This window comes from Chryseomicrobium sp. FSL W7-1435, assembly GCF_038595005.1.
GTDB lineage: Bacteria > Bacillota > Bacilli > Bacillales_A > Planococcaceae > Chryseomicrobium.
On sequence record NZ_CP151997.1, the window covers coordinates 2,663,385 to 2,685,629 of the forward strand.

Below are 22,245 nucleotides of genomic sequence, written 5' to 3' on the forward strand. Positions count from 1 at the left end.
TTCTAACCCCACTTCAAATTAACTAGAGCTTTTTATAATACCCACGGGAAGGATAGTATCTGTCATAATCAATTTCATCAAGAGCGGCTAAATCATAGACTTCATATACGCCATCCACTAAAGTGTATTTGCACTCTTGTCCATCCTCTGTTTCTACGAGTAACCGCTGATTCTTCATACCTTTGATCACAACTTCTTTCCCAAGACTGTGTTCAACACCAAAGACATCGTATGTTTCCAAGCGTAACTCAAATCCGAGTTTTTTATAAAAGTTGTTTGCAGGCTCGTCTCCGCGCGTGTATAGCTCAATAAATTCTATAGGCGTTTTCTCTAATTCCTCCAAAGCAGCTTCATATAATTTTTGTCCAATTCCTCTACCCTGGTAATCTGGATGAACAGCTATCACACTTAGAAAAGCACCGAGTCCTTTCGCTAAAAAGGATGTTTGTATTTCTTCAGTGTCCAGTACCATGTCGAGAATTCCTACGACCATGTCATCTTCTAATGCAATCAATTCAATAGTGGGTCTTCCAGGAAACTGAGGTTTTTCAGTTTTGACATCTTCGTACATGGATGTATGTAAATAAGCGAGTACTCTACAACGTAGCCATCCTTCTTCGTAACGGGGCTCATATTTTATGATTTTCATGAGTTGTCTCCTTTAACCTTGGTGAGGTAATAAACTTTATGAGTAGTCGCTTCAATATTTCCCTCTTACTGAGCCAAAGATAATGCCCTGCGCCATCGACTTCTATATAGTTCGCACGAGGAACCAGCTTGGCAAGTTGCTGAATTGGCCATGAGGGGCGAATATCTTCTCCCCCTGCTACAAAGAGCGTCGGTACATCGAGTTTTGCAAGATTGTTCAACAAGTCCGGATATTTAATGAAGTCTCTCCATGAAGTGAGAAGACTTCTGTGTACCTCTCTGTTCGGAGCGTAGAGAAATTCAGGTAATTCTTCACCTTGTGATTGTTTATTTGCAACGTAAGCCTCTTTCCAGTCACGATCATTTTGAATGCCTGTCCCAGCCATGGAAAGAAAGCCGCGGATTGCATCAGGATACTTGAGTGCGTACACCAACCCCAAGTCCGCCCCCCATGAATGACCAACCACGGTCCATTGACTAAATCCATACTGCTTTCGAATTTCCTCGATATCGCGTAAGCAGGCGTCCACCCTATAGGTTGTCCCGTCTCCCGTCGACCGTCCACAACCCCGTGGATCAAACTGAATGACCTTGCAGTCATCAACTAGTAGGTTTGCTACGGCATCCATATAATCTGCCGCTCCCGGCCCGCCACTTACGAGTAAGACAGGTAAGGTTCCTGTGCCTGTTTGCTTTGTCCAAATCGTTGCCCCTTCAACTTCTATACATATCTCCATTTCTATGCTCCTATCTCTCCTGTTCCATCGCGATCCAGAAATACTGCCTTCATCGCATCATCCCCTCTAGTAAACAGACATATACTTCTCAATCACCAGCCGATCCGGAGGACTAATGGCTTCAGGCAAACTTTCAAATGAAAAGAACTGCAATTCACTGGCTTCATTTTCATCAGCTTTCAAATCCCCTTTGTAGTCTCGACAGATGTAAGCAGTCACAACGTTGTAAACTTCATCCCCATGAGGGTACTGATAATAAAAATCTTTTCCCGAAAACGTCAAAAAGAGGTCTAGTTGTGCTGGAACGAGCCCTGTCTCTTCTTCCATTTCACGACTAGCCACTTCCTCCAGACTTTCCCCAAGATCCATGGAACCTCCGGCGAGCCCCCAGCTGCCATTATCTTTTCGCAACTGCAAAAGTAACCGATTGTCCTCATCAAAGATAAGTACGCATGCTCCCCACCATGATAAGCGGTGCAGTCCCCACATATTTACGCAAATATTGTATGTATCCCATAACTCGTTCCCACTTTCATACTATTCCATCTTTTTATTATATCGTGAACTAAAAAGAGATGGAAAGAATTGTTACATTCTTTCCACCTCAAGATTCAGTTCGCTATTTTATTTTCAGCTCGTTTTACTTGCCTATTGTTTCTTCACTTTTTCCGTAAAGTTCATCTAAGTGTTCTAAATGAGTTACTCCCCATTCATGCATAGACAATAAAAGAGGCATTAATCCTTTCCCATATTCGGTTATTGAATATTCAACTTTTGGAGGGATTTGTGCATATATTTTGCGATTGATTATATCATGATATTCCAATTCTCTTAATTGAGTTGTTAGCATCTTTTTCGTTACATCAGGTACCAATCTATTCAATTCACTAAAGCGTAAAGTTCCTTTATCTAAAAGATGAAAAAGAATGACAGGCTTCCACTTTCCAACAAGAATATCAAGAGCTGTTTCAATCGTTCCAGTTCCATTTCGTTTACATTCCTCAGCCAATTTCCTTCCTCCTTCCATGGTATCCTTTTGTATACTATGTCACATTAAAGTGCCTACTTCCGATTATTCTCCTTAGGGCTTATTATAACCCTAGAAGTAAAATTAATACAAAATGAACCATACCATGTATACCCTCAATTCAAACGCCTACCTATTTCTCGGATTAGCCGTAGTTTTGTTTTTTAGTTAAGGAACTAATAAGCTAAAAAGAGAGGTTGAAAAATGAATATCACTGTATGAATTGTACAAGTTAGTTTAGCATGGATGTTTGAAATGAATGATTTCACAAAGGCATTAGCATTCATTGTGGCAATCTGAAGTTTGTAGGACGTAACTAACCATGATACCATCATTATTTATATAGGCACGAGTCCCTCACTTTTGGGGATACCAATCAACTGGAGGTAATACCAATGAAAATTTTAGTTACTGGAGCAACAGGGAAATTAGGGTCAAAGGTTGTCGAATCATTATTGAAGACAGTATCTGCAAATGATTTGGTCGTGAGTGTCCGAAATCCAGAGAAAGCAGAAGAACTTCGTAGTCGTGGAGTAGAAGTGCGACAAGGAGATTTTGATCACCCTGAGACATTGGATACTGCTTTTAAAGGCATTGACCGAATATTAATTATTTCTGCAGATGGTGACAATGAAACAAGAATTCGCCAACACGCGAATGCTGTTCACGCAGCTGAACGCGCAGGGGTAAAATTTATTGCTTATACAAGTTTAGCCAATGCAACAGACAGCAAAATTCTCTTAGCTCCACCTCATGTTGCAACAGAAGCAGCTATTAGTAAAACGGGTATTCCATATTCGTTCTTACGTAATAACTGGTATTTGGAAAACGAAATTGGAAGTATTCAAGGTACTATCGCCGGAGCTCCATGGGTCACTTCTGCTGGAGAAGGTAAAGTAGGCTGGGCACTACAACAAGACTATGCAGAGGCAGCTGCAGCCGTACTTGTTGGACAAGGTCACGAAAATACGACTTATGAACTCTCTGGTCCTCTTTTGACTCAACAAGAATTGGTATCTGCGCTTGGAAATGTAGTAGGGAAAGACATCCCTGTCCAACAAGTTAGTGATGAAGAATATGCAGAGATCATGAAAGGCCTAGGTTTACCTGATTTTGTGATTCCATTGGTAGTAGGGATTCAAGAAGGCATTCGTAACGGTTCCCTTGAAGTAAATAGCAGTGATTTTGAGAAAGTGCTAGGTCGTCCTGTTACTCCGCTTAACGAAGCACTCGACCGACTTGTTAATGAAATTTCAAAAACAAAATAAATTCAACAGATTTTTCTCATATAGCTTCCACTTTTAATCTTGAGTTCACTAAAAAGCTACCCTCAAATTGACGGGTAGCTTTTCGTGTTCTCTACTTATTTTAAAAATGCGTTGTAATAACGAACTTTTGCGACAGCATATTCCCCACGCGTAACCGAAGCTGTTGGTGAGAATGACGCTTTCACAGTAGGTTGAAGTGCAAAAGGATCTTGGGTACTTGAAAAATGAGCATGTACAATATTCAGGTCTAGCGCGACTTGCACATACCCTTTTAGATTCTCAGGAATTTGTGCTGCATCGTCAATTGGAAGTCGTTCATCTTTGTACTGCACTGTAACAGTTCCAGTAAATTCTTCTGCTTGTTGTTGTAGACCTAATGCCTGGACTAACGAGTAGGCAAGTTCTGCTCTTGTAACGGCAGAATTAGGTGAGAACTTCCCGCTAGGCGCCGCAACCATAACACCTGTTTGATAATGCGATGGGTCACGTAGTGCGGCTCCTTTTGCTGTAACTGCCTCGATGAATTTTCCATCATTTACTTTAACATCTGAAAAACTGCTCGCTCCGGATAGAGGAAGCGTTTGTTTGATACCCGCTCCCATGACTAAATACCGTGCCAAATCTTTTCGAAGTAATGGACTGTCAGGTTTAAACTTTCCCGATGACAAACCATCAAACAATCGTTCCTGTACGCCTAATTGAATAGCTCCAGCGGCTGGATGTTTAGCAATATCTGATAATCCTGTATAGCTGCCCACTTTTAAAAACGACAACTTTCCTTGAACGGTTTCAGGTAAAGCAATTCCAACAGGATTTACTTCCGATCCTCTTAATCCTCGGATTTCTGCTTTCCATGTTCCTGCCTTTGGTGAAGAAACAGTAACAGTCCGGTCAAAAGTAGTAGGAAAAAGCAGGCTGATCCCTGAACTGTATTCCGTCCCATCTGGATCGATCAAGACTAGATTAATCGGATTTCCTGTTTCTTTTAAAATCCCTTGCGCGTTCACTTTTGCAGATAATGTGCTGATATCTTCCTCTACTGTAAACGTTGTCGTGTTGTCTGATGTTGCTTTTGCCGGGTCGTAGACAATAGAGAAATCATCGTATCCTGTGTTCGCTTCTACATGGCTTGCAAATGTCTGATTGCTGTTCAATGTAGAACCAAACTCTTTTCCGTTAAAGACGGTATCCAGAGCAGCGTAGGCATTGACGTACCCCGCCCCCACTTCCCATGTTTCATAACCTGGCATATTAGTCGAAGTCGACACGAGAATATCTTTTATTTCCTGCGGTGACAATGTTGGGTCTGCCTCTAGTAGCAATGCCACTATCCCAGCGACATGTGGTGTTGCCATCGATGTACCGCTCATCGTTGTGTAGTAAGGCAGATGAGCCGGATCGAGCGAGCTGGCATCTTGGTCGATACCAAGTGAACCCACAGGTGAGATGACACGAGTAGATACAATGTCTACACCTGGTGCTGTAACTGTTGGTTCATCTTTCCATGACCATTCCAGACCGTCTATCGTGAACGTTCCTCCTACACCTTTTGTACCGCGAGAAGAAAAGTCAGCAAGCGTCCCATCTTTCACACCAGCCGCTACCGAGATGACCCATGGTGCTTTGGCATAAGGATTATGCGTATTTTCTCCCGGACCTTCATTACCTGCCGCAAACAACACGGTAATTCCTCGGTCATATGCTGCTTTACTTGCTAAGTTGATTGGATGCTCTGGTTCAAAATCTCCACTTGAACCCCAGGAGTTGGTGATGACACGTATGCCATAACGTGTTTGATTTGTAATGGCGTAATCAAAACCTCCAATTCCATCTAAAACAAATAGTGCTGCGCCAGAACCATACCCGATAAGATCGGCACCTGGTGCGGCTCCTTCATATTTGCCTGAAGACATGGCTCCTGTTCCACCGACAGTTCCTGCTACGTGCGTCCCGTGTCCAGAGTTTGTATCTGTATTCACTACATTCTCCACGTAAGAAACGGGAAGTAGCTTAGGCGCTAGGGCATTTAAGTTCAATGAACCCATGACATTTTGCACAAGATTTCGGCCGAACTCATGATCTTTATGAGTGCCATCTACCCCACTGTCATTCACTACGACGCCAACGCCGGCGCCAGATACAGGAAATCCGCCGTTCATTTCTTTAAACTTTGCATCTGTTCTCGCTTTATCTACGCCTGTGATAGCTGTAGCATCTGCATTAAAATACGTAAGTTCTTCGTTTAAGAAAATGGATCGTACTTCCGGCATTTGAGCTAGACGTTCGACAGCTTGTTGAGAAGCAAGTACACCGACCATCGGTAAACTTTTTAGACTCATACCTGTCGACACACCCGCTTCTTCCAATAGGTCAAGTTGAGATGGCTGTACCGGACCTTCTCCATGGAATGTAACAATCACTTCAGCAACATCGGCAGTTACCAATGCTTCAAAAATTTCTTCATCGACAACGGGAAGTGTCTCCGCAGACGCCTGTCCTCCCGTACCTAGAGGAAAAGCAAGGACAAGTGCAAGTAAAATTACCCATAAACGTTTCATTGTATTCTCCTCTCAAATTTAATTTGATTTTGAATTCATCACGTGTTTCACTGCGCTATAGGCATCTACGTAGCCTGCTCCCGCCTCCCATTTTTCATAACCTTCCATTGGCTTGGCTGTAGTCTCAAGAATTTCTTTAATTTCAAGCCCTGTCAATGTGGGATCTGCCTCTAACATCAAAGCCACGATTCCAGCTACATGAGGAGCCGCCATAGACGTGCCACTCATCGTCGTGTAAAAGGGGATATGCGCAGGGTCAATGTCGGTTGCATCCGAACTCACACCCAGTAAAGGAAGAGGTGAGATGACTCGAGTAGACACAATTTTGGATCCTGGCGCTGTTACTGTCGGACGGTCTTCCCACTTCCATGTCTCTCCGTCGACAGTTACTGTACCATCAACACCTGCCTGACCTCGAGAAGAAAAATCAGCCAGCTGATAAGACTTGTCCCCTGCTGCTACAGTAATAACCCAAGGTGCTTTTTTATAGTTCCCTGAAATCGTGCCTGCAGTTGGCCCTGAGTTTCCAGCTGAGAAAACGGTTATAATGCCCCGGTCATATAGTTGTTTGGTTGCCACATTAATCGGATCTGCCGGATCAAACGCTTTACCCGCTTGGCTCGTGTCTCCCCATGAATTGGTAATGATACGAATGTTGTACTCGCGTTGATGGGTAAGTGCATAGTCAAAGCCACCAAGAGTATCCAGCATAGCAACCCCTGCTCCAGATCCATAGCCGATCAAGTTAGCGCCAGGTGCTGCTCCTTCATACTTTCCAGATGACATGGCTCCTGTTCCTCCAACAATTCCTGCTACATGTGTGCCATGACCCGAATTGGAATCTGTATTTGGAACGTTTTCCACGTATGAAATCGGTAGCAATTCTGAAACAGCATGTAAGTTCGTTGAACCTAGCACGTTTTGTACAAGGTGATCGCCAAATGCATGATCTTTATGAGTTCCATCTACACCACTGTCATTGATGACCACACCAATTCCCTTCCCGGTAATAGGAAAACCGCCATTTGCTTTTGTGAGTGCAGCATCCGTTCGAAGAGCATCCACACCTGTCATTTGAGTGGCATCCGCCGTTTCGTAGGCTAGTGCTCGATTTTCATAAATGGATTCAACATCGGGGTGTTTCGCCAATTGGTTCACAAGTTCTGCAGAGGCAACAAGGCCGGTCATCGGCAAACTTTTTAAGTGAACCCCTGCATTAACACCCAGTTCTTGTAGAATTTCTGAGCGTTCGTCTAGTACTTCATCTTCAAATGTGACGATAACCTCTGCAAAAGAAGCTCCTTTTGCAAATGTTTCTTGCAGTTCAGGATCTATTACAGCTCCATGAGGGATACCGGATTTTACATTCACTTCTGCTGACACTGTCGCAGCTAGAAGCATCGATGTAGCGAGTAAAGCAGAAATGATTCCATTACGTCGTTTCATACACTATCTCCTCTCCGTTTTAGTAATCATCACATATACGTACAATTCTGACTATTCTGCATTCGTTGTAAATTTTGGTTTTGCAGGTCCTATTTCACCTACTACTTTCGTAGTAAATAAAAAATCTGCTATACGTAAACGTATAGCAGACTGGTGTGTCACCGTTGCTCTGGAAATGGAACGAGCCCATTTTGCATCGCGTGAATCACTACTTGGGAGCGACTTTTGACATTCAATTTTTTGAAAATATTGCTGACATGGATTTTTACTGTCTTTTCACTGACAAATAATCGTTCTCCAATTTCTTTGTTTGTCAATCCTTCCACCAAACAGATCAACACGTCACGCTCCCGCTCGGTCAACATGTTCTCTGTTTTTTCCTCTCTTAACTGTTGCTGATGATAGTTCATCAACTTTTTAGTTAGGGAAGGATGAATCACCGATTCTCCCGCATGTACAGTTCGGATTGCCTCAATCACATGATTAGACGGGGCATCTTTCAATAAATACCCATCGGCCCCTTCTTTGATGGCAGCCATCAAATACTCTTCATGGCTGTGCATAGTAAGAATCAATACTTTGACATTAGAATCTATCTGCTTGATTGCTTTCGTCACTTCGATGCCGGTCATCCCGGGCATATTGATATCGGTGAGCACCACATCTGGTTTTAATGTAGCCACCAAATTCAGTGCCAGATCTCCTGACTCCGCCTCTCCTATCACTTGAATGTCTTGTTCAGATTCAAGTATGGTTTTCAATCCGTCGCGTAACACCGCATGGTCATCTACTATAATCAAACGTATCATCGATTATGGCCTCCCTCTGGAACATCTGAAACGGTAAGTGTTATATCTGTGCCTACTCCCGGTTCACTGTTGACATGAAGCGTGGCACCTATTTTTTCTGCAGACTGATGTAATTGAAGTATCCCGAAATGGGACAGTTTTCGCTTCTCTACCAAAGCTTCATATAATGAGAACCCTTTTCCGTCGTCTGTAATCCGCATGATGACTTGTTGATCTTGATAATCAAGCGATACATCAAGTGTTTTGGCCTGGGCATGCTTTTTCACATTTTGCAGACTTTCATGAAAAATGGCATACATCTCTTTTTCCAATTCTGCCGGTAACTCTCTTTCATGACCTTTAACTTCAAATGTCAGATCAAACGGCTCTTCTGAACGAATGGCCTCCAGTTTGGCAGCGATAGCACCCGTAAGTCCAACCCGCTCCGTAGGGTCAGGGCGAAGGGCATAAATGGATTCACGGACATTTTTTAGCCCTTGACGTAGCTGAATAATACTCGTATCAATTAAGGACAATGCAATTTCAGGCTCCGTGTGCATTCGGCGCTCTGCCGTTTCCAGCTTCATCACGACACCAGCCAGCGTTTGAGCTATCCCGTCATGGATATCACGCGCAATCCTATTACGCTCTTCGAGTAATACTCGTTTTTCTTTTTCTTTGACGAGCTGACTTGATTTTAATGCGATAGCCAATTGATTGGTCAACGTGGCAATGGATTGAACATCTTCATCAGTAAAGCTGTTGGACCGATTACGCCCGGCCATCAGTAGACCCAATAATTCACCTTCTACACATAGTGGAAAATAGGCATGGCTCCGCAAGTCTGGGGGAAGTAAGTTTGTTTTGGCATCATTTGCCGTTCTCGTATTTCGAATGATAAGATGTTCTTTTTTTATTATCATGGCGTTTACAGCCGGGTCCGAGTCGATTGCGTCAGGCTCATCCACAGCATGAGAAAGCTGGACCTTCCAGTGGTTGCCTGCTTTGATCAGTAATATAAAACTATCGGCATGGATAAAATCTTGAAATGATTTTTTCAATTCCGTTAATTGAAATTTGCCCGGAACCAGTTGATTCAGTTGAGAAGTGATATGAAACAACGCCTTCATTCTTCTCTTTTCGGCTCCGAGACGTACGATGACCGAGCTTAGCAGCGAGAATCCAACCAAAGGCGAGAAGAAGAAAAAGTATGTAATAACATCCACGTTACCTCTGTTCTGGCTCCCTAAAACATATAACATTCCTCCATAGATGAGGGAGATGGAGACGGCACTCAACTCCGTTAATGTTTTGGTCATCCAGGCCTGTACTGTGTAGCGTTGTGGGCGAAGTATTAAGACAATATCGACGATTAGGTTATTGATTACAAAAAAGACTAGTTGCATTAAGGTGAATTGTACAATGCCCAACCATGCATCCGACAGGGAAAGCGATTGGACCCAGCCATCTAGCCATATGATACATTGCATCGACACAAACAAACAGATGGTCAATTGAGCCGGGTTGAACAATATAATTCGTAGAGGCCTGTGTTTCACTACATTCACGAAAAACACGGCAATTGCATAAATGACGGCCGTAACTGTAAAATCGAATATCAAAAAACTGACATACAGGATTGGGAAGGAAATGGCAGTAAATCCTCTCCAAACCGGCATTGGATAGTACTCGCTCACAACGAGCAGTGCAAATAGAAGTAGGAGAATCCACAGATTAGTAATGGGTTCTAACTGCAAGATAGACCAAATAAGAATAGACCCACCTAACAATGTGATGCTCGACATATAATAAGTTGCCCATTTCTCACGTTGCTCTGTGGCCATTTCAACCTCCACTCCTCGCCCCTCGTTGGTATGGGTCCTATTGTAACGCAATTTATCATTTGGCGACCATTATACTATTTCACTATTTTAACAATTTTCAGATAGTATTGTGTAAATTTATTCGCGGATTAAGCAATAAATACTTCGTAAAGGAGAGTGCTTTTCCTGTTTGATGCCACTCGTTATACCACTTAAAAACTGTGTGAACATCTCCCTTAGCAGGCCCCTCGACGAGTTGGTTGACGCGCAAATAGCTTCTCCAGTAGTCATACATAATGCTCGTCAAGCTGCCCTCGTAAGCGCCACTACCGAACTCCTCAAGATCATGTTTACCATGCTTGCTTTCAAATTCTTGGACAAGTCGTTCTTCGACTTCTGTAATAGTAGTAAATTCTGTCTCTGTCAGAAGTAGTTTGGGTGGCAGGTAAAAACACATTCCTTCTTCAAACCAGATGCTGTCTCCGTATTCTTCAAACTCGTCTGGGAACAAGTTGATGTGGTGTGTCAATTCATGAGCTAAAATCACTAAAATGTGGTTTTCTGAAAGATTTTCGTAAAAGGACTGAACCTCAGGTAAGTTTTTTTCTTCAAGTTGCATTTTAAATAACCGTTTCCACTCTTCCATGTCTGGAGACATAATTATCATGTTCCGCGAAGTAAAGGCGGGAATTGGAATTTCAGAAAAGGTGCTAGTTGCAAGGTCGGCAGTTGTCCAAAGTACCGCTGAAGGAACTTCATTCAATTCAAATTCTTTATGTAGTTTATCTTTATACGTGATTAACTGTTGAAACAAGCGATCGCCTGTACTTTGTAAACTGGGAAGTTGTTCGTTTGTTTCGATTGCAAAAAGTTGTTTCACTGAATAAACCTCTTTTCTTCTATAACACTTTCTTTAAACTTCTGGAATTCGTTCCTAATTAGTAGCAGCTAATCCTCCATTACTGTAAAACTGAACACTATACTCTCCGGATGGTGAAGCGCTCTTTAGTACAAATTCATTTTTTGGAATATGATCCAAATCGAAGAACAAAATGTACACTAAGTATCCCAAAATACTACTCACTAGTACGTAGTAATTTATACTTTTCAAGAGCTAATTTTGTCCTACTTTGGCACTTTTGGTGTTCATCTATTTTTATCCATTTGTCAATTCACTTCTAAGCATGCAGCAATTCTTCTCTCATTTCAGAAAATGCATAAAACGAAGTGTGATGCAGAAACTATGGAACGTGATGAAAAAAGGAGGATTTTGATTTGTTCCAGAAATTTCGATATATGCTTCTTGGGAGTATTGGCTTTTTCGCCTTTGTCTCCGTTGTAGATGCTGAAGGCGAACAGACCAAAGAGCAGATTTTAGACGAGCGTATGGCTTATTACCAATTCTATTCCAATTGGTCTTTGCCATGGTACTATTTGGCGGCAGTGGACAAGTACGAGCGAAATATCCAACAGGTGCGCAACGATTTAAAAAAGAGAGATGGCCCCATCGCTCTTCAATTTTCAGATGAGTTTTGGGTGGGTGACTTGAATCCGGATAAGAACGATACGCGACTTTCTACCATCGCATTTTTCGACGGGAACGGAATGGATGGGAATGGGGATGGCAAGGCAGACCGAGAGAACAATGAAGACGTGATGTTGACATTGTCCACTTATTTGAGTCAATTCGGTCACTCTGAAGCTAATTTTCAGAAGGCACTTAAAAATTATTACGGTAGTGATGAAGCAGTTCGGCAAGTTAGTACCATTGCACGGATCTACAAACATTTTCAAATACTTGACCTAGATAAACATGCCTTTCCCCTTCCTGTCGCAAGGGATTACAGCTACCGTAGTACATGGGGAGCCAGTCGCGGCTGGGGTGGAAGCCGAATGCATGAAGGTACGGATTTGTTTGCTTCCTACGGTGTTCCGGTCCAATCTACAACATATGGCGTGATTGAAGTAATGGGTTGGAATGACTTCGGCGGATGGCGTATCGGAATCCGCGATATCCATAATACGTACCATTACTTCGCCCATTTGTCGCATTTCAATAAAGACGTCAAAGAAGGCGATATTGTGGAGCCTGGGATGATCATCGGCTTTGTTGGAAGTTCAGGATATGGGAAGGAAGGGACTTCTGGCAAGTTTCCCCCACATCTTCACTATGGAATGTATAAATTCAATGGCCGGATTGAATGGGCATATGATCCGTTCCCTTCTTTGAAACATTGGGAAATCGAGGACAAGAAAGCCATGTAAACACTGGTATCCACATTCACTGGGGATACCAGCGCTTGTTGCGTAACTGCTTTTCCCTCACCACACCCATTCATGCTGGTAGACCTTGTCGCTCTAAAATTGAATTATTTATTCATAAAAGCTTTGATTTCTTCTTCTGTCATGGTTGAATCGCATCTCACGTTTACCGTGTTCCCATTCGTATAAATGAAACCAGGAACCGTTGGAATGTCGTATTCATTACGAAAGGCCGCAATACCTTCCATATCAGGTTCTTCCACACTATTAACGTAATAGATATGAGTATTCGTTTCTTCAGCAGCATTTTTTAGTTTTTTAACGAATTTTTGACAATAAGGACATACAGCCTTGCCAATATAGATAACAGCTTCGCCTTTTCCTTTTATTAGTTCCTGTGCTTTTGCGGAATCAATTTTTTCAAAACTAGCTACAATTTCTTCATAAGTAGAAGTCATTGCTCAGTCTCCTTTCTCACATGTCTTTAGTATGCTCCAGTTTGAAGTTCCTCAATTAAATTATGCTTACTTAAATTTTACTCATCTATAGTCCTGACTTTTTACTAGTTCAGGGAATAAATAATGTAGAATATGCATAGTTAACCGTCGAGATTCTCCTTTATATGGATAAATGTGCATATACATTGATGGATTAAAGTTCGCTTCAATAATTCCATAAGCATTTTTATATGCTGCAGGAACTTTTGTGTTCTCAATAATAAAATCGATACCACAAATCTTAACCCCAAGTGCCGCTACCGCATCTACTGCAATTTTTTTATACTCCTCAGGAATTTGATCTGTCACATCAATCGAGTCTCCGCCTGTACTTATATTTGAGTTTTCACGCAAATAGATAATCTCATCATTTTTTGGAATGGAATGAATATCATACCCTTGACCTTTCAGCATCAAGCTCTCCAATTCACCCAATTGTATACTTTCTAAAGGAGTTCTATGATCTCTTCCCCTTAACGGATCACGATTCTTTTGAATAACTAACTCTTCAATTGTATTTTTCCCATTCCCTTTAACATTCGCAGGAACGCGTAATAAAACAGCATGAACTTTGTCATCTACTACAAAAAATCGATATTCTGTTCCTGTCATAAATTTTTCTATTAGGATAGAGGAGTCCTCTTTAAACGCTAGGGTAATGGCTTTTTTATAATCATCGTAATTTGCGCCTTCTTTGAAAATCGAAATTCCTAATCCGTAATTTGTTGTTTTTGGCTTCACAACGAATGGTTTGGAGGAAAATAAATCATAGGATAACAATGCCTGTTCAATTGATTGAAATTCCTCACCATTTGGCACACGAAATCCATGTTGTTGAAGTATTTTCTTTGTTACTGTTTTATTTTCCATAATTAAAGTCGATACATAGCTATCTTTACTTGTCATATTACCGTTTTTCACATATTCAACATGATCTTTTAGTTGAAGCTTCAAAAATTGATCGTGCCGATCCAAAATTTCTACTTGGATTCCTAACTGGATAGCATCAAACATTAAAATCTGAGTGGATAACTCCATGTCAGTAAATCCTGATAATTGATAGGGTTTATCCCATGATTTTTTATAATTTTCTTTAGCAATAGAAGTAGCCACTTCGCTTTGACTGCTTTTTTTACTCGCTTCATATAATCTTCCAGCCAAAGTCTTACTTGGATTCATTAACATGTCTCTGAGATGAACAAATAATGTATCTGAAATAGTCAAATTTAAGATTTCTACTAAGTATTCCATCTCATCAATTATTTTTTTAGCTTTAGTTTCAAATTGTGTATGCTTTAAAGGGTGCTCAAGAGCCACTATATCATTGTTAACATCACCCATTTTTACCCACTCATCACAATTTGCCCCTTCATCTTTCCATAATAAATAAAGTAAGAATAGATGAAGAAATTCTGCTTGTTCATGACTAATTCCATACCTTTCAAAAGGATTTAAATCTATATTTCTCAATTCAATATAATCAATCCCGTGATTTTCTAAATCTGAAACAGTATCTCCTCCTCTTAAACGGACAGGTGAATAAAATTCTTTTTCTGCAGATAGCAGTCCACTTTTAACCATTGAAGAAAGGTCTGATATATAGTTCTGTAGACTGCTAAATGATACATGTACATCATCAGAATTCGTATAACCGTATTTACTGCTTCTAAGACTTCTCATTGCCTTATTCAAAGAAATCTCTAAAGAAAAATTCTTTTCACTACTAGGAGAAGCCCCATAAAAATAAGTGACTAGCCATCGATAATGTAAATAGTTTCTTGTGACCTTTAGGTATATCTCTGTTTTAAACTGCTCATAGTCTTTAATCTCCGATTGTGAATTAAACAAAGCTTGAATTAACTCATTGCCAAATTCAAAGTTAAAATGAACACCACAAATCATTTGCTTACGACGGCCATAAGAGTTCGATAATTCTTGGCGATATCGAACGTTTTCAACATTTTTCAATTTTGCAATCACAATATTTTCTTCTTTTTCTGGTAACTGTGGCGGCATGCTTAATGGCCAAAGCATCTCATTTTTCCCCATAGACCGATAAGCAACGTCATGGATTGCTGCTAAGTAATTAAACAGTTCCTCTAATGTCTCAGAAACAGGTGTGATTATTTCCATCTGTAATTCTGAAAAATCCCGCTGAAGATACGGGTGCTCATCTCCCTGCGAAATACATGTAGGATGATCTGTTTTAGCTAAGTTTCCGGATAAGTCAACTCGTTTACCTTCTTTTTCAATCCCATAACGGGCTTTCAATAAATAGGGTTTTACACGATCATCGACTAGCATTTTTTTTAAATCCATAGTAACTATCCCTCCCAACTAACTTGTTTTTCAAGCTTTTTCTTGTCTTTAGATAGTTAAATGTAAATCACGACTAAGCACGGTATCAAAAATATCCACATCTAGTTTTAATGTGGATATTTTCATGTTTATTAATTTTGGATTATGGAAGAAATACAAAAGATAAACTAATTTTATTTGAGACCAATTTCCCAACAGGTTTTTCTTGAAATTTATTACATGTAGCTTAATCGCTATAAGTACCTTTTAATTTAGCTACTTTGATTGAAATTAAATCCATTAACTCAGGTGACAAAACATCATACGTAGGCAGGTCTAAATCGTGAAAAGTGTTTCTAATTTCACTCATTTTTGAAGCTGGTGTTCCTGTTTCAATTATAGAAGAAACAAACGCTGCAAATTTAAAATATGGAATAAACAAGAGGAACACAATCAGCCCAAATCCTGCTTGTCGTAGCATTAATTTATTTTCATTGAATGGTTTCTCTCTTCTCCAATTCTCCCCCATTACCCGACCCCCTCTCCGAATCACTTAAAATAAATTGTAAACTACTTAAATGAATAGTAAAGGTTATTTTAGATAACAGCTAAACCGCATATAGTTGCAACCACCAAAAAAACCCCCTCCTGGAAGAATTGTAGCTTTGAAAAAAAGATTGATTAAAAACACCTCACAAACCCGTATTTTATTGTAAATATGAAGAATCCATTTTGAAAAAAAGATTGATCAAAATGGGTTCTTCTCTACAACATTTAAGTTTCGGTTTTATAAAAAAGTTTGATCATTTCCTACCTGTGTTGTTCAACAATCGCGACCGTTCGTAATATAAGGGAGCCTTCCAACATTTCGGCAATATACTCTAAACCGATTTATCCCATTTAGAACTATTTAATTCCTTTCTCTAGGTTTTTCTAATGAGGTAAGATTAAGTTAGACGAGTTTCCTTAATTATTTTTGACAGAAACCAAAAACTGACCTCCTAATTAAAAGGAGATCAGTTCTTAATTTACGTTCAATAAATAGTTCCACAAATCTAATTCTCTAATTTTTTTGTTTTTTAAACCTAGAGCTGCTACCAGGATTATACTAACTCCAGCTATACTCATGGATAGGGTAGTTCCTAACTTGTCTAATGAAAATCCAAATATACTATACCCAACAGGAAGGAGTAAGAGACCTCCAAACATCTGGAAACTAACTACACGACCTAATACTTCTTCTTCAATTAATTCTTGGGTTGCACTGTCCCAAATTATGATAAAAGCTGTTAAACAAAAACCTATAGCTGCTAATAAAAGAAGTGATACTAATAAGGGTGGAGTGAACGATATACCTAATATAAACAGTCCAGATAAGGCCATGAATAAGTAATATAAAATCCCTCGTTTTGATATCCTTTCCAACCTACCGATAAGAGTAGCGCAGATCAAGGCTCCTATTGCCATAGCAGCAAGGAAAATTCCGTAAGTTTGTACTCCATTAAATGAATTGTCTGCATACACTGGTAAGATAATTACATCAAAGGCTGCTATTCCAATGTTTGATAATGAACCAATTAGAATACTTGCTCCTAGCCAAGGCCTCTTTTTAATTGCAGACCATCCCTGGGTGAAATCCTTCCAAAAAGTTGTTTTTTCAGTGGGAGTGTCTTCTGTTTTTTTCTTGGTAGATCGTATGGCTATTAAAGAAACAAAAAGTGCAGATAGTAAGAATGTTATTGCATTTACTGTATATGCAATATAAAGACCGATAGCTGCTACAAGAAATCCACCAACTACCGGCCCAATCATATCACTAACCTGTTGAGAAATAGCTCTTAATGAATTAGCAGATAATAACTGAGTTTTATCTACAATTTGAGGTGTAATACCACGGACAGCAGGTCTATATAAAGTGCTAATTAAGCCGAGAAAACCTGTAAGGAGATACACGTGAATTAGTTGTAGATTATCTGTAAGAAGTAGTACTGCAATTCCAGATACCGCAAGACCTCGAAGAAAGTATGATATTACTAGAATTTTTTTCTTTGGCCAACGATCTACAAAAACACCACTGACAAGTAAAAATATTAGCTGGGGGATGATAAAAAAAGTATGAGCTAACCCTAATTCTGTTGCGCTACCTCCTGCCCGGAAGACTAAAAAGGGAAGACAGGTAATATATATAGCCAGCCCAAACATCGAGATGCTCTGCCCGGTCCAAAGCAAAGAGAAAGAACGATTGTGTAATACTTTCATTATGTTAGGTAGTTTAAGATTCATAAATTACTCCCTATAATCTAAAGGATGAGAGTATATATACTCTCATCCTTCGAATCATTTATTCTTGAAATCCTGTAAATTTCCATATAGATCCGGTTGGAGCTGAACAAACATCATACTGTTACCATCAGGACTGAAACGTACGCAGGTAGGCATATTTAAACCTTGAATTATAGGGGCAGAAAACCTGTAATCTTTGCTTTCAAAAGGATTAATTTCTAATATTGTTCCTTTATGTGGCTGAGTTACGTATAACATTTTGTTTACAGGATTTTGAATCATCCCACCCTTCCAATCCAATCCAGAAGCAATTAAGTTTCCTTTTTTCACTAAGTCCATGTAATCAGTTTCGGTTTCAGGATCCTTAACAATCTGACCAAGTGCAGAGCTGCTTGACACATTGAACTCTTGACCATCTTCAGTAAAAATCTTTGTTTTCCATCCGGCACATCCACTGTACATGCTCCATTCGTATTCAAAATTATCAGGGAATGATTCTAGCGGTAAAATTCCTTCTAGCCCTGGCATAGGCACAGCAGGAATATTTTTAATCAATACTTCTTTAGAACCGGTTTCAGGATTTATTTTTAAAACTCTATTTGTTGTTATGCTCTCTCTTTCTACAACTTCTAAATAGTCACCTAAGTACGTTAAACTAAATGCCTTTGTAATCCGTCTAAAAAAGGAAAGTTTTCAGTACTATCCCCCCCTAAACTTACATCTATAATTCTATTAGCCCAAGTCTCGCATACATATATTCTCCCATCTTGTAAAGGGACTATACTTGAAGGTCCTTTTAAACCAGAAGCAAAAGGGGCAACGTCTAAGTAATTTCCAGGTTTCGTTATGTCTTTAATGCTTCCAGCAGTTGTCTCAGAAACTAATAATCTTCCATCAGGTGTCCATTCCATGTGTGAAGGGGTCATTAGGTTTGAAGCATGGAGTTCAACTTTCAAATTAAGTTTTGTTAAAGTCGTCTGCATTACTGAAACCTCCCTGATATTTATTATTGCACAAAGCAACACTCTTATATTATCACAATAGTCAGATATTTTAAACCCATAAATTTGTAAAAATGGTTTTTTATAAAAACTTCTCATCTGTTATATCTTTTCAAAAACTATAGTATTAGGATATTGTTTGAGAAAAATTCTATAAAAGAAGAAGACCCTTTGCTAAAATACTGCATAAGCCTTATTCCATAAACGGGCCATTACCAGAGCAACTCTATTGTCAATTCACATTTCCTTAATCCACCTTTTAATTCATATGTTCTTTTACTTTCTATGTAAATAAGCCCCTTTAGATAACCAATCCAAAGGGGTAAAACAGTGTAACTTTTTTATTATTCCCAGTTACCTCCACAAAGACTCCTAAAGCCTATTTCACCCATTTAACCCGTTCCTCTACAAGAATTCTATTTATTAAAAAAACTCTAATGATTAAGGATTACACCAATCACAATAAGCAGGTGAAGAGGTTTTAACACCATCCTGGCGCGGAAGAGTTTCCCTAAAATCACAGATTGGACAACCATATACTTCGTTTGATATTTGTTTTGACTTTAACCCGCAACCTGCACAGGGCAATCCTTTAACATAATCAACAATCCCCCATCCGGGGCATGAACACTTCGGGCACAACGTTGCTAACCGTCGAACCATTTTTTCTGCAAGTTCAGTGATAACCTTCATTCTAGTGGGGTTCATATGTGCCCTCATGTCAGTTTGAATAAGTGCCTGACCGTCAGTGGAAGCAGAAGCGCAACGTTTAATGGCTTCCTTTACGTCATCTATTTGGTTTAATCCTTTGAAGGTTAATCCAGGTAAAAACTCGGAATTCGGACTTACAATAAGTGCATGTGCAGGAAAATCCGATTTCAATAAAAAATCATCCATATCATTCCATGTTGAAACTGTTTTTGAAGCATAATTGGTCTTAGTACTTAACGTATGTTCTACAATCTCAATTCCACGTTCATTGTCAATCCATATAAGAATTTCATGATCCTGGGCGATAAAAGGAAAATTATCATAAGGTCCAAAACTTCCTTCATTCGCAATACCATACGGTAGTCCAAGATGGTCCATTCCCATTTGTACTTTTTTTCGCAGCGTCTCTAATGGTGTCCCCTTACGCTCTATTTCACCAGTAAAAGTCCCCAAACCATCGGTATTTAACCCTTCAGGAGTAACAATTGAAAGCTGTAACAGATTATGAAAGGGAGGACCAATAGCCAGCTCTTTTCCGTGCATAGTCGCTAAAACTGCTTTACGACCAGAATATGGATGATCTGCGTAATGTTGTTTTTTGATCATAGTTTTTCAACCCCAACCATATTTAAATATACTTGTTATTGATGATCCACAACTCGCGTAGACACACCATTAACAGTATCTATCAATAGGCCATATACTCTAATTTCCGAGGGCATCAAAGGATGCCGACGAATCAAGTTTACAGACTGTTTAATACCATCTGTGACTGTTTTGCTTCCCTCTATCCATTGAGCCATATCGTTTGCTGTAAATCCAGGGAAACAATGTTTAAAAAGATATTCTACGGTTTGAATCTTAACCGCTGGAATTTTTGTTTGTATGACTTTGGAAATTAAATTACTAGGGTCCGAAATAGATTCATTTCTATCTGCTGACCCTATAACGAAAATTTCCTCTACATTTTCTTGATAAACTGCTATAATTATGTTACGCATGAGACTATCGTATGGTTCTGAGATAACCGGGCCATAGCTTTTTAATACCATTATTTGTTCCGGGAGAAAATGAGACGCAGAATTTAACCATTGTTCCAATGGTTCCTCCATCCCAACTATACATAATACTTTTTTCCTATTGTCTGGGTTAGTTGAAATAGGTTCATTTTCGATTTGTTGATTATTAAATATTTTATCCGCAAACATGATCAACACTTCCTTTCTTTATTAATGATAGAAATTATTGAAGCCATTGTGCTATTGAATAATAAAGCGGTATTCCGAAAATCAAATTAAAGGGAAAAGTAATCCCTAGAGACAACCCTAGATAAATGGATGGGTTAGCCTCAGGAACTGAGGTTCTTAATGCGGCAGGAGCAGCAATGTACGAAGCACTTCCAGCTAGCACCCCCATCAATGTAGTACCTCCTAGCGAAAGACCAATGTAATTCCCGACAAAAATCCCCAAAATGCCGGATAATACAGGCATAAAGATTGCAAAGAGCAGGATTTTCCATCCATGTTTTTTCACTTCAGGAAGCCTTTGACCAGCGATCACACCCATATTGAGTAAGAAGATCATCAAAACACTTGGATAAAGGTCTATAAACAATGGCTTAACAGCAGGAAGAGCACCCTCACCCGCAATCCATCCGATCACAAGACTTCCCAGCAAAAGCAACACACTTTTTCCAAACAGGCTTTCTTTAATCACTTTTGTATTAATTAAACCACTGACCATTGGCTTGCCTGCAGTGAATCCGATATTTTGTGACAAAGAATGCCCTTGATTTTCTTCATTCAGTTTCAACAAAAGCAAGGAAACAAAAATAGCTGGACTTTCCAGTAGAACAACTAAGACATTCATAAAACCTTCATACTTTGTTCCAAATTCACTAAGAAACGAAGTAGCAGCTCCGTAGGTAACAATACTCACCGACCCGTATGTCGCAGCCAGGCCGATGGCATTCTTAAAATCCATTTTCATGAAACGGAGGATAAATAACACGATTATAGGTATAAAAGTACCTAAAAACAGGGTTCCGAGGATAGGTTTTATAACAGTGCTCAATGAATAATGGGAAAGTTCGATTCCACCTTTGATTCCTATCGCTATCAGAAGATATATGCTTAACGTTTCACTTAGCGCCGTTGGAAATTTTAAATCTGATTTCACCATTGCTGCGAGTATTCCAAGTGCAAAAAACAACACAACTGGAGATAGTAAATTTTGAATAATAATATCAGTCACTCTTTAGTCCTCCGATTCTACTACCAGTGTTGACCGACGATATATAATCCCTTTAGCATGTAAAATAGCTGGTTTATCTTCAACTTACCCATTCTATATTCTTAAAAGGGTCTTTTAAAGATCTCCCAAGTTTGATTTTATTAAGACTTTAGTTTTTCCTCTAAATTACACGATAATTTAAAGACCATAATTCGTTCACCGGTTCTTGTGCTAATATCAGTGTGAAATATCATTACTTCTTCACCGGTTTTATCTCGAATGATTTCATCTAATTTGTCTCGACCTGATTCCACCAAGTGAGAACGAATTTGTTTGATCGACAACAATCCTTCCGTTGTTTCAGAGAGCTTATATTCAGCGGGTGTTAAGACTCCTTTCAAAACCACAATTACCATGTCGCGGAGAATATCGGTCTTGACCGTAACGGATCCGCGACCTAGAAAATCCTTCTCCCATTGCGATAATGCTTTGCTGATTTCTGCTTCTATTTGACCTTTTGTCATATTGCCCCCCCTAACAAAAAAATCGGTATGAGATATCACCAAATATAGTGATATCTCATACCGATTTATTTCAAACTAACTACAAAAGTCTTTAATTATATTTTCACAAGGACAATGACACATTACCCAAGTGCTAATACAT

At 39.6% G+C, this 22,245-nt stretch carries 20 protein-coding genes and 1 pseudogene; 2 read left to right on the forward strand and 19 right to left on the reverse strand.

The features are described from left to right. Positions 1–22 precede the first annotated feature (22 nt). From MKY84_RS13685 to MKY84_RS13700, 4 genes and pseudogenes are all read right to left on the reverse strand, one after another. A complete protein-coding gene (locus tag MKY84_RS13685) occupies positions 23–649 on the reverse strand; it encodes a GNAT family N-acetyltransferase (protein ID WP_342526770.1) in 627 nt (208 codons plus the stop codon). Beyond that, the gene (locus MKY84_RS13690) at positions 630–1,385 is read right to left on the reverse strand and encodes an alpha/beta hydrolase (protein ID WP_342526772.1); all 756 of its coding nucleotides are present in this window, start codon (positions 1,383–1,385) and stop codon (positions 630–632) included. The genes MKY84_RS13685 and MKY84_RS13690 overlap by 20 nt, the downstream gene beginning before the upstream one ends. 66 nt (positions 1,386–1,451) lie before the next feature. Next, positions 1,452–1,902 (reverse strand): annotated as a pseudogene (locus MKY84_RS13695) (NUDIX hydrolase). A 123-nt stretch (positions 1,903–2,025) separates the two neighbouring features. Next, positions 2,026–2,394 carry a helix-turn-helix domain-containing protein gene (locus tag MKY84_RS13700; protein ID WP_342526774.1) on the reverse strand — a complete coding sequence of 123 codons (369 nt, stop codon included), beginning with the start codon at positions 2,392–2,394 and terminating at the stop codon, positions 2,026–2,028. Positions 2,395–2,807: 413 nt separating this feature from the next. Between MKY84_RS13700 and MKY84_RS13705 the strand changes: the two genes are divergently transcribed. Then, on the forward strand, positions 2,808–3,680 hold the full coding sequence (locus MKY84_RS13705) for an SDR family oxidoreductase (protein WP_342526776.1): 873 nt from the start codon (positions 2,808–2,810) through the stop codon (positions 3,678–3,680). A 95-nt stretch (positions 3,681–3,775) separates the two neighbouring features. Here MKY84_RS13705 and MKY84_RS13710 read toward each other — a convergent pair whose 3' ends face one another. From MKY84_RS13710 to MKY84_RS13730, 5 genes are all read right to left on the reverse strand, one after another. Continuing rightward, entirely contained in the window at positions 3,776–6,238 is a 2,463-nt protein-coding gene (locus MKY84_RS13710; RefSeq protein ID WP_342526777.1) for a S8 family serine peptidase, read from the reverse strand. Positions 6,239–6,256: 18 nt separating this feature from the next. Then, a complete protein-coding gene (locus MKY84_RS13715) occupies positions 6,257–7,684 on the reverse strand; it encodes a S8 family serine peptidase (RefSeq protein WP_342526778.1) in 1,428 nt (475 codons plus the stop codon). A 158-nt stretch (positions 7,685–7,842) separates the two neighbouring features. Next, positions 7,843–8,493, reverse strand: coding sequence for a response regulator transcription factor (locus MKY84_RS13720; protein WP_342526779.1), 651 nt, complete (start codon positions 8,491–8,493; stop codon positions 7,843–7,845). Continuing rightward, entirely contained in the window at positions 8,490–10,316 is a 1,827-nt protein-coding gene (locus MKY84_RS13725) for a GAF domain-containing sensor histidine kinase (protein WP_342526781.1), read from the reverse strand. Before MKY84_RS13725 ends, MKY84_RS13720 begins: the two co-directional genes overlap by 4 nt. A 97-nt stretch (positions 10,317–10,413) precedes the next feature. Beyond that, complete coding sequence (locus MKY84_RS13730; protein WP_342526782.1) at positions 10,414–11,175, reverse strand: hypothetical protein; 762 nt, start codon at positions 11,173–11,175, stop codon at positions 10,414–10,416. A 416-nt stretch (positions 11,176–11,591) separates the two neighbouring features. On the opposite strand from MKY84_RS13730, the gene MKY84_RS13735 reads away from it, so the two are divergent. Continuing rightward, positions 11,592–12,560 (forward strand): M23 family metallopeptidase, encoded by a 969-nt coding sequence (locus tag MKY84_RS13735; protein WP_342528898.1) that lies wholly within the window; start codon positions 11,592–11,594, stop codon positions 12,558–12,560. A 104-nt stretch (positions 12,561–12,664) separates the two neighbouring features. Here MKY84_RS13735 and MKY84_RS13740 read toward each other — a convergent pair whose 3' ends face one another. The 10 genes from MKY84_RS13740 to MKY84_RS13785 all read right to left on the reverse strand — a co-directional run bounded on the left by MKY84_RS13740 (position 12,665) and on the right by MKY84_RS13785 (position 22,103). Continuing rightward, positions 12,665–13,015 (reverse strand): thiol reductase thioredoxin, encoded by a 351-nt coding sequence (locus tag MKY84_RS13740; protein ID WP_342526783.1) that lies wholly within the window; start codon positions 13,013–13,015, stop codon positions 12,665–12,667. Between the two features lie 81 nt (positions 13,016–13,096). Continuing rightward, positions 13,097–15,373, reverse strand: coding sequence for a bifunctional glutamate--cysteine ligase GshA/glutathione synthetase GshB (gene gshAB, locus MKY84_RS13745; RefSeq protein ID WP_342526785.1), 2,277 nt, complete (start codon positions 15,371–15,373; stop codon positions 13,097–13,099). A 226-nt stretch (positions 15,374–15,599) separates the two neighbouring features. Beyond that, entirely contained in the window at positions 15,600–15,881 is a 282-nt protein-coding gene (locus MKY84_RS13750) for a hypothetical protein (RefSeq protein WP_342526786.1), read from the reverse strand. A 494-nt stretch (positions 15,882–16,375) separates the two neighbouring features. After that, positions 16,376–17,611: an MFS transporter gene (locus MKY84_RS13755; protein ID WP_342526787.1), complete on the reverse strand. Its 1,236-nt coding sequence runs from the start codon at positions 17,609–17,611 to the stop codon at positions 16,376–16,378. A 78-nt stretch (positions 17,612–17,689) separates the two neighbouring features. Next, the gene (locus MKY84_RS13760) at positions 17,690–18,190 is read right to left on the reverse strand and encodes a hypothetical protein (RefSeq protein WP_204591145.1); all 501 of its coding nucleotides are present in this window, start codon (positions 18,188–18,190) and stop codon (positions 17,690–17,692) included. Between the two features lie 95 nt (positions 18,191–18,285). Continuing rightward, positions 18,286–18,618 (reverse strand): hypothetical protein, encoded by a 333-nt coding sequence (locus MKY84_RS13765; protein ID WP_204591147.1) that lies wholly within the window; start codon positions 18,616–18,618, stop codon positions 18,286–18,288. Between the two features lie 459 nt (positions 18,619–19,077). After that, complete coding sequence (locus tag MKY84_RS13770) at positions 19,078–19,953, reverse strand: DUF6671 family protein (RefSeq protein ID WP_204591149.1); 876 nt, start codon at positions 19,951–19,953, stop codon at positions 19,078–19,080. Positions 19,954–19,988: 35 nt separating this feature from the next. Then, positions 19,989–20,555, reverse strand: coding sequence for a carbonic anhydrase (locus MKY84_RS13775; RefSeq protein WP_204591151.1), 567 nt, complete (start codon positions 20,553–20,555; stop codon positions 19,989–19,991). A gap of 34 nt (positions 20,556–20,589) precedes the next feature. Then, the gene (locus MKY84_RS13780; protein WP_342526790.1) at positions 20,590–21,600 is read right to left on the reverse strand and encodes a sodium-dependent bicarbonate transport family permease; all 1,011 of its coding nucleotides are present in this window, start codon (positions 21,598–21,600) and stop codon (positions 20,590–20,592) included. Between the two features lie 140 nt (positions 21,601–21,740). After that, on the reverse strand, positions 21,741–22,103 hold the full coding sequence (locus tag MKY84_RS13785; RefSeq protein ID WP_204591155.1) for a DUF2294 domain-containing protein: 363 nt from the start codon (positions 22,101–22,103) through the stop codon (positions 21,741–21,743). Between the last annotated feature and the right edge of the window lie 142 nt (positions 22,104–22,245).

Bases quoted from the DNA above. Each gene is read 5' to 3' on its own strand.
- MKY84_RS13775 (WP_204591151.1), bottom strand. From the start codon at position 20,555: ATGTTTGCGGATAAAATATTTAATAATCAACAAATCGAAAATGAACCT.
- MKY84_RS13710 (WP_342526777.1), bottom strand. From the start codon at position 6,238: ATGAAACGTTTATGGGTAATTTTACTTGCACTTGTCCTTGCTTTTCCT.
- MKY84_RS13765 (WP_204591147.1), bottom strand. From the start codon at position 18,618: ATGCAGACGACTTTAACAAAACTTAATTTGAAAGTTGAACTCCATGCT.
- MKY84_RS13685 (WP_342526770.1), bottom strand. From the start codon at position 649: ATGAAAATCATAAAATATGAGCCCCGTTACGAAGAAGGATGGCTACGT.
- MKY84_RS13740 (WP_342526783.1), bottom strand. From the start codon at position 13,015: ATGACTTCTACTTATGAAGAAATTGTAGCTAGTTTTGAAAAAATTGAT.
- MKY84_RS13750 (WP_342526786.1), bottom strand. From the start codon at position 15,881: ATGGGGGAGAATTGGAGAAGAGAGAAACCATTCAATGAAAATAAATTA.
- gshAB (WP_342526785.1), bottom strand. From the start codon at position 15,373: ATGGATTTAAAAAAAATGCTAGTCGATGATCGTGTAAAACCCTATTTA.
- MKY84_RS13725 (WP_342526781.1), bottom strand. From the start codon at position 10,316: ATGGCCACAGAGCAACGTGAGAAATGGGCAACTTATTATATGTCGAGC.
- MKY84_RS13755 (WP_342526787.1), bottom strand. From the start codon at position 17,611: ATGAAAGTATTACACAATCGTTCTTTCTCTTTGCTTTGGACCGGGCAG.
- MKY84_RS13715 (WP_342526778.1), bottom strand. From the start codon at position 7,684: ATGAAACGACGTAATGGAATCATTTCTGCTTTACTCGCTACATCGATG.
- MKY84_RS13785 (WP_204591155.1), bottom strand. From the start codon at position 22,103: ATGACAAAAGGTCAAATAGAAGCAGAAATCAGCAAAGCATTATCGCAA.
- MKY84_RS13705 (WP_342526776.1), top strand. From the start codon at position 2,808: ATGAAAATTTTAGTTACTGGAGCAACAGGGAAATTAGGGTCAAAGGTT.
- MKY84_RS13735 (WP_342528898.1), top strand. From the start codon at position 11,592: ATGCTTCTTGGGAGTATTGGCTTTTTCGCCTTTGTCTCCGTTGTAGAT.
- MKY84_RS13690 (WP_342526772.1), bottom strand. From the start codon at position 1,385: ATGGAGATATGTATAGAAGTTGAAGGGGCAACGATTTGGACAAAGCAA.
- MKY84_RS13720 (WP_342526779.1), bottom strand. From the start codon at position 8,493: ATGATACGTTTGATTATAGTAGATGACCATGCGGTGTTACGCGACGGA.
- MKY84_RS13770 (WP_204591149.1), bottom strand. From the start codon at position 19,953: ATGATCAAAAAACAACATTACGCAGATCATCCATATTCTGGTCGTAAA.